Source organism: Streptomyces phytophilus, assembly GCF_013870535.1.
Lineage (GTDB): Bacteria > Actinomycetota > Actinomycetes > Streptomycetales > Streptomycetaceae > Streptomyces > Streptomyces phytophilus.
In genome coordinates, this window is the sequence record NZ_JACBXC010000477.1 from 1 (window position 1) to 4,284 (window position 4,284).

Sequence of the window (4,284 nt, forward strand, 5' to 3'; positions counted from 1 at the left end):
CGGCGCGGTCGGCGGCCCGTCGTAGAGGCCGTCGACGTCGGAGAGGAGGACAAGCAGGTCGGCGCGGGCCAGATGGGCGACGAGTGCGGCGAGGCGGTCGTTGTCGCCGAAGCGGATCTCCTCGGTCGCCACGGTGTCGTTCTCGTTGACGACGGGCACGGCGCCCATGGCGAGCAGCTGCTCCAGGGTGCGCTGCGCGTTGCGGTAGTGGGTGCGGCGGCTCATGTCGTCGGTGGTCAGCAGCACCTGCCCGACGCGCCTGCCGTAGCGGGCGTACGAGGCGGTGTAGCGGGCCATCAGCAGCCCCTGCCCGACGCTGGCCGCCGCCTGCTGCCTGGCCAGGTCGCGGGGGCGCTTGCCGAGGCCGAGCGGCGCCAGTCCGGCGGCGATGGCCCCGGAGCTGACCAGCACGATCTCCCGCCCGGCATGCTTGGCGAGCGCGTCCACCAGCGCGTCGACCCGGTCCGCGTCCAGCCCGCCGGACGCGGTGGTCAGCGAGGACGACCCCACCTTCACGACGATCCTGCCGGCCCCCGCCGCGGCTTCCCGACTCGCCCCTGCCACCTGTGACCCCTGCGCTTTCCCGGCCCTCGTCCCATACGTACGGAACTGCGAATCTACGCCACCGCCCGCCCGGGGGCCGCGCCGTCCCACGGTACGGACATCGGGCCGGACACCCGGCCCTCCGGCCCCGGACGGATTGCGCTCATCACAAAAACGAAAAGGTCACCGAGGCCCGCTACACGCATTTGAGCCCGATTGGCCGCCCATGCCGGGTGGAGAATTGTCTCCTGCCCCATGACCGTCATACGGTCTGGGGTCAACTCCCTACCACCCCCGGAACCACGCGGTCCCGGGACTGTCCTCACGACCTCCCTGCCAGGAGTCAGCACCCGTGCCTCTAGCCGGTATCGCCCCCCGCCGCGCCGTGCAGCTCATGGCGCTGACAGCGCTGCTAGCAGCGTATTGCGCGCAGCTCATCGGCGCGCTCAAGCCCAACGTGCCGCTGCTCGTCGCCGCGGCCGCGGGCGGCCTCGCCCTCGACCTCTATCTCCAGCACCAGCAGCCCGGGCTGCTCTCCCTGCTCAGCAGGGTCCGCTTCGACGTCATGGTCCGCCAGCTGCTGCGCGACATGCTCATCCTCTTCGGCCTGCTGCAGATCGACGGCATCGAGCCGCTGAAGGAGCAGTCACCGCTGACGGTCATGCTGCTGTCGTCGTACCTGCTGCACTTCCTCATCCAGGGCGTCACGATCATGGTCCGCCGGGACCGCACCCTGCCGGTCGTCACCCGGAACGTCGACGTCTCCGCGCTGGGCCTCTCCCCCGCGCCGCCGCGGATCCTCGCCCGCCGCTCCAGCCACCGCCTGCTCTACCTCTCCGTGCCGGTCACCGTCGGACTGCTGACCACGGCCGCCACCGCGGACGCGGTGTGGGGCGTGCTGGGCCTCGGCATCTCGCTGGCGCTGAGCCTGGGCGGCGCGCTGTACCTGACGACGTGGCTGCTGCCCGGCAAGCGCACCGCCGACGACCAGCGCGTACGCGAGTGGTTCGCCGCCTGGCTGCAGGAGTACCGCCCGACCGTCGGCCTCTACTTCTCCGGCGGCGCCACGTCCGCGTACCAGGCCAACATGTGGGTCTCCACGCTGGCCGCCCTCGACGGCAAGCCGCTGATCGTGCTCCGCGAGCGCTTCATGGTGCAGAAGATCACCGCCACCGACGTGCCGATCGTCTGCCTGCCCAAGGTCGCCGACCTGATGCTCCTGGAGCACTCGACGCTGAAGATGCTGCTGCACCCGTCGAACTCCGGGAAGACCTCGCAGGTGCTGCGCATCCCCACGATCAAGCACGCCTTCACCAACCACGGCGAGAGCGACAAGCTGTCGAGCTGCAACCCGTACGCGAAGGCGTACGACGAGGTGTGGGTGGCCGGGCCCGCGGCCCGCGACCGCTACCAGCTCGCCGACATCGGAGTCGACGACCACGACGTGGTCGAGGTCGGCCGCCCGCAGCTCGCGCCGATCCGGCCGTACCCGGGGCCGCCCCCCGCCGACGGCCTGACCACCGTGCTGTACGCCCCCACCTGGGAGGGCTGGGACGGCAACCCCGGCAACACCTCCGTCGTGCTGGCCGGCGAGAACATCGTGCGCGAGCTGCTCGCCGACCCCAAGGTGCGGCTGCTGTACAAGCCGCACCCGCTGACCGGCTCGGTCGACGCGCGCGCGGGCGAGGCCAACAAGCGGATCCAGGCGATGATCGCCGAGGCGAACGCCGCCATGGTCGCCGAGGCCGCCGCGGGCGGCCCGGAGGGCTCGGGCGGCTCCGGCGGCTCGGGCACCGACAGCACAGCCGCCGCCGGCCGGGGCGTCGAACGGCCCGGACCGGAGGCCGCCGCCGAGCTGGCCCGGGCGCAGGCGGAGCTGGACGGGCTGGCCACGACGACCTTCCGGGCCGGCGCCGACGAGGTCGAGCGCATGCTCGTGCAGTCCTCCCCCGAGGCCGGCCGGGCCGAGGCCGTGGAGGCCGCGTCCGACGCCTGGGAGGCGGCGTACTGGGCCTCGCTGCCCGCGTGGGAGCACCAGGTCATCACCGACTCGCGCCCCGGCATCTACGCCTGCTTCAACGTCGCGGACGTGCTGGTCAGCGATGTCTCCAGCGTCATCTCGGACTACCTGACCAGCGAGAAGCCGTACGCGGTCGCCAACACCAGCGGGCTGCCGGAGGCCGAGTTCAAGGCGGAGTTCCCGACCGTGCGGGCCGGCACCGTCCTCGGCCCGAAGGCGAAGCAGGTCCCCGCCCTCCTCGAAGCCGTCCGCGACCCGGAGCGCGACACGCTGGTCCGGGCCCGCGCCGAGCTGAAGGAGCACCTGCTCGGACCCTCCGACCCGCCGTCGCTGGAGCGCTTCAACGCCGCCGCGGTGGCGCTGTGCGCCAAGGCGGACGCGCGCGCGGCGCGCATGGATGCGCGAGGGGAGTCCGATATCCCTTCACAGCGTCGGGACGCGGCCGAGGAGATGGAGCTGGAGCCGGAGGAGCCGGCAGGCGTCTAGGCCGCGTCCCCGACACGGATCCGGTGACGGACGAGGACGCCGACGCGATCGCGGAGGCGGACTTCGACCCGGAGGCGGATCCGGACCTGGAGACGTGAACGGCGGCGGCCCGCGGGAGCACATCCCGCGGGCCGCCGCCGTCGTCGTGCCGCGTCACGGGAATCCCGGTCGCACGCGACGCGCGCCGCACGGCTCCCGCGTCACGCGAAGGGGTCGAAGTCCTCGTACTCCTCGTCCACCCGCTCCGCCTCCCGCTCCCGGCGGCGCTGCGCGGCCGGGCGCGGGTCGTCGAAGCGGTGGTCCTCGCCGCGCCGGCCGAGCATCTCCGCGCCGGAGGCCATGGCCGGCTCCCAGTCGAAGACGACGGCGTCCTCGCCGGTGCCGATGACGACGTCGTCGCCGGGCTTCGCCCCCGCCTTGCGGAGCTGGTCCTCGACGCCCAGCCGGTTCAGCCGGTCGCCGAGGTAGCCGACGGCCTCGTCGTTGCCGAAGTCGGTCTGGCGCACCCAGCGCTCCGGCTTCTCGCCGGTGATACGGAACAGGGTCCCGTCCGCGCCGCCCTCCCGGGCGACCCTGAAGCCCGCCTCGTCGACGGCCTGCGGGCGGATGACGATCCGCGTCGACTCCTGCTTCGGCCGCGCCGCGCGCGCCGCGGAGACGATGCCGGCGAGCCCGTACGACAGCTCCTTCAGGCCCGTACGCGCGACGGCCGAGACCTCGTAGACCGTGAAGCCGCGCTCTTCGAGGTCGGGGCGGACCATCTCGGCCAGGTCGTGGCCGTCCGGAATGTCGATCTTGTTGAGGACGACCACGCGCGGCCGGTCGTCCAGGCCGCCGTACGCGCGCAGTTCCTCCTCGATGACGTCGAGGTCGCTGACGGGGTCGCGGTCGGACTCCAGGGTCGCGGTGTCCAGCACGTGCACGAGCACCGAGCAGCGCTCGACGTGCCGCAGGAACTCCAGGCCCAGGCCGCGGCCCTCGCTCGCGCCCGGGATGAGTCCGGGGACGTCGGCGATCGTGTACGTCACGGAGCCGGCGGTGACGACGCCGAGGTTGGGCACGAGGGTGGTGAAGGGGTAGTCGGCGATCTTGGGTTTGGCCGCGGACAGCACGCTGATCAGGGACGACTTGCCGGCGCTCGGGTAGCCCACGAGAGCGACGTCGGCGACGGTCTTCAGCTCCAGCACCACGTCCTGCGCGGTGCCCGGCTCGCCGAGCAGCGCGAAGCCGGGGGC

Annotated in this window: 3 protein-coding genes; 1 reads left to right on the forward strand and 2 read right to left on the reverse strand. The window is 72.8% G+C overall.

Translation table 11 applies throughout. From position 1 onward, the window contains the following. On the reverse strand, window positions 1–516 hold a 516-nt coding region (proB, locus tag H5J30_RS19565; RefSeq protein ID WP_181788710.1), incomplete at its 3' end, for a glutamate 5-kinase. Window positions 517–895: 379 nt separating this feature from the next. Between proB and H5J30_RS19570 the strand changes: the two genes are divergently transcribed. Beyond that, window positions 896–3,049, forward strand: a complete 2,154-nt coding sequence (locus tag H5J30_RS19570; RefSeq protein WP_181788708.1) for a hypothetical protein — start codon at window positions 896–898, stop codon at window positions 3,047–3,049. A gap of 200 nt (window positions 3,050–3,249) precedes the next feature. Here H5J30_RS19570 and obgE read toward each other — a convergent pair. Beyond that, the coding region (gene obgE, locus H5J30_RS19575) for a GTPase ObgE (protein WP_181788709.1) at window positions 3,250–4,284 on the reverse strand (1,035 nt) is incomplete at its 5' end.